Consider the following 2940-nt stretch of genomic DNA (forward strand, 5'->3'; position numbering starts at 1 on the left):
CGCGACGCCCGCGGCCGCGAGCGCCTGCCGGTAACCCTCGGTCCGCTGCCGGGCGGCCGCCGTCTCGGCGTCGCCCGGGGCACCGACGACGGCGATGCGCCGCACGCCCGTCGCGAGCAGGTGCTCGGTCAGGTCGCGCGCGCCCGCGACGCTGTCGACGCCCACCTGGTCCGTCCGGTCCTGCTCGACCTCGCCGATCAGGACCGTGGGCGGCAGCGGACCCCGCGCGACGTGCTCGTCGACCACCGACTCGGCCAGCGAGACCGGGTTGAGCACGAGCCCGTCGACGAGGTGCGAACGGGCCCGGGACAGCAGCGCCTGCTCACGGTGCGGCTCCGCGGCCGTCTCCTCGATCTGCACGCTCCACCCGCGCGCGTGCCCCTCCTCGACGAAGTGGTGCGCGACCTCCGCCGAGTACGCGGTCGACAGGTCGGGCAGCGCGAGCGCGATGAGGCCGTACCGCCCGTTGCGCAGCCCGCGCGCCCCCAGGTTCGGCACGTAGTCGAGGTCGGCGAGCGCCTGCTCGACGCGCGCCCGCGTCTCCGGCTTGACGAACGCGGTGCCGTTGATGACGTTCGACACCGTCTTCGGGGACACCCCCGCACGCAGCGCGACGTCCTTCACGGTGGACCGCATCGTCGACCTCTCCTCGACCGCCGGTGGGCGCCCATTGTCCCGACGGCGACGAGCCGCGGTCCACACCGTTCCCACACAGGGACGCACGTCGGGGCCACGGGCGGGCACGTACCCTGGACGTCATGCTGACGACGACCCTCGGGGCCGCCCTGCACGCCGCCGGCCCCGTCGCCACGCTCGGGCCGGACTTCCTCGACCCCGACCACATGATCTCGTCGTTCGGGACCGCGGTCGTCATCGGCATCGTCGCCGTCATCTTCATCGAGACCGGGCTGCTGTTCCCCATCCTGCCCGGCGACTCGCTGCTCTTCACCGCGGGCGCGCTGGTCGCGCAGGACCTGTTCCCGGTGCACATCAACATCTGGATGCTGTGCGGGCTGCTGTTCCTCGCGGCGTTCCTCGGCGACCAGACCGCCTTCTTCATCGGCCGGCGGCTCGGCCCGCGCGTGTTCAACAAGCCCGACTCGCGCTTCTTCAAGAAGAAGTACATCGACCAGACGTACGCGTACTTCGACAAGTACGGCGGCCGGACGATCATCGTCGCGCGCTTCGTCCCCATCGTGCGCACGTACGCGCCCGTCGCCGCGGGCGTCGGCAACATGCGCTACCGCCACTTCGTCACCTACAACGCCGTCGGCGCGCTCCTGTGGGGCGTGGGCGTGACGATGCTCGGCTACCTGCTCGGCAACATCCCGTTCGTCAAGGAGAACATCGAGGGCCTGCTCGTCCTCATCGTCCTGCTGTCGGTCGTGCCGATGGGCATCGAGCTGCTGCGCGCGCGCCGCCACCGCGACGACGCGCCGCTCGACGCCGACGGCCGCGACACCCGCTACGACGAGCAGTCCGAGCGCGAGGCCGTCGAGCGCAAGGTGTTCGGCGAGTGACGCGGGAGATCCGCTCGTGGCTGTCGGACATGGACGGCGTCCTCGTGCACGAGGGCACCGCCCTGCCGGGCGCCGCCGAGTTCGTGACCGCGCTGCGGGACGGTGACCGCCCCTTCCTGGTCCTCACGAACAACTCGATCTTCACGCCGCGCGACCTCGCGGCCCGCCTGCGGGCCAGCGGCCTCGACATCCCCGAGCGCGCCATCTGGACCTCCGCGCTCGCGACCGCGCAGTTCCTCACCGACCAGATGCCCGGCGGCTCCGCCTACACGATCGGCGAGGCCGGTCTCACCACCGCGCTGTACGAGGCCGGGTACACGCTCACGTCGTCGGACCCGGACTTCGTGGTCCTCGGCGAGACGCGCACCTACTCGTTCGAGGCGATCACCCAGGCCATCCGGCTCATCCAGGGCGGCGCACGCTTCATCGCGACCAACCCCGACGTCACCGGCCCGTCGGCCGAGGGCGACCTGCCCGCGACCGGTGCCGTCGCCGCGATGATCTCCGCCGCGACCGGTCGCCAGCCGTACTTCGTCGGCAAGCCCAACCCGATGATGATCCGGTCCGCGCTCAACCGGATCGACGCGCACTCCGAGACCACCGTCATGGTCGGCGACCGCATGGACACCGACGTCGTCGCGGGGATCGAGGCCGGCCTGCGGACGATCCTCGTGCTGTCGGGGTCGACCCGACGCGAGGACGTCGAGCGCTTCCCCTTCCGCCCGAGCGAGATCGCCGACTCCGTCCAGGACCTCGTCGACCGCGTCTGACGTCACCCGCCCGGCTCCCGCGCCGGCCGTCGGCGGCGGGTCATACTGACCCGTCCCCGCAGGTCAGGAGCACCGTGCAGATCTTCGTCAAGACCCTCACCGGCAAGACCATCGCCCTCGAGGTCGAGCCGTCCGACACGATCGAGGCCGTCAAGCAGAAGATCCAGGACAAGGAAGGCATCCCGCCGGACCAGCAGCGGCTCGTCTTCGCCGGGAAGCAGCTCGAGGACGGGCGCTCGCTCGCGGACTACGACATCCAGAAGGAGTCGACGCTCCACCTGGTGCTGCGCACGACCACGCCGCAGCTCGCCCCCGCGGTGTCGTCGGTCGGTGCGAGCGGCGCGACGGTCTCCTGGACGGCCCTGCCCGCCGCGACCGACGGGTACGCCGTCACGTGGTCCGCCGACGGCACGACGTGGTCGGCGCCGGTCACGACCGCCGGGACCAGCGTCGCGCTGGCGGGCCTCCCCGCGGCGACGACGGTGACCGTGCGGGTCGAGGCGGTCGGGCTCACCGTCGTCGAGACCGTCACGCTCACCACCGCGGCAGCACCCGTGGTCGCACCCGTCGTCCCCGCGGTCCCGCAGCAGCCGGTCGTGGTGCCGTCGGCCGTCGCCGCGAGCACCGCCGCGCCCGTGCGCGGTGCCGAG

4 protein-coding genes are annotated in these 2940 nt (G+C 72.3%); 3 read left to right on the forward strand and 1 reads right to left on the reverse strand.

From position 1 onward, the window contains the following. A partial coding sequence (locus tag HGA02_RS15175; RefSeq protein WP_168679859.1) for a LacI family DNA-binding transcriptional regulator occupies positions 1–636 on the reverse strand: 636 nt, incomplete at its 3' end. Between the two features lie 122 nt (positions 637–758). On the opposite strand from HGA02_RS15175, the gene HGA02_RS15180 reads away from it, so the two are divergent. From HGA02_RS15180 to HGA02_RS15190, 3 genes are all read left to right on the forward strand, one after another. After that, complete coding sequence (locus HGA02_RS15180; RefSeq protein ID WP_124343363.1) at positions 759–1520, forward strand: VTT domain-containing protein; 762 nt, start codon at positions 759–761, stop codon at positions 1518–1520. Further along, the gene (locus HGA02_RS15185) at positions 1517–2290 is read left to right on the forward strand and encodes an HAD-IIA family hydrolase (protein ID WP_200829741.1); all 774 of its coding nucleotides are present in this window, start codon (positions 1517–1519) and stop codon (positions 2288–2290) included. Before HGA02_RS15180 ends, HGA02_RS15185 begins: the two co-directional genes overlap by 4 nt. 74 nt (positions 2291–2364) lie before the next feature. Beyond that, on the forward strand, positions 2365–2940 hold a 576-nt coding region (locus tag HGA02_RS15190; RefSeq protein WP_210728632.1), incomplete at its 3' end, for a ubiquitin-like protein.

The organism is Cellulomonas septica, assembly GCF_012396155.1.
GTDB lineage: Bacteria > Actinomycetota > Actinomycetes > Actinomycetales > Cellulomonadaceae > Cellulomonas > Cellulomonas septica.

What these genes read in the sequence shown, in the direction of transcription:
- HGA02_RS15180 (WP_124343363.1), top strand. Translation starts at nt 759, where the DNA reads ATGCTGACGACGACCCTCGGGGCCGCCCTGCACGCCGCCGGCCCCGTC.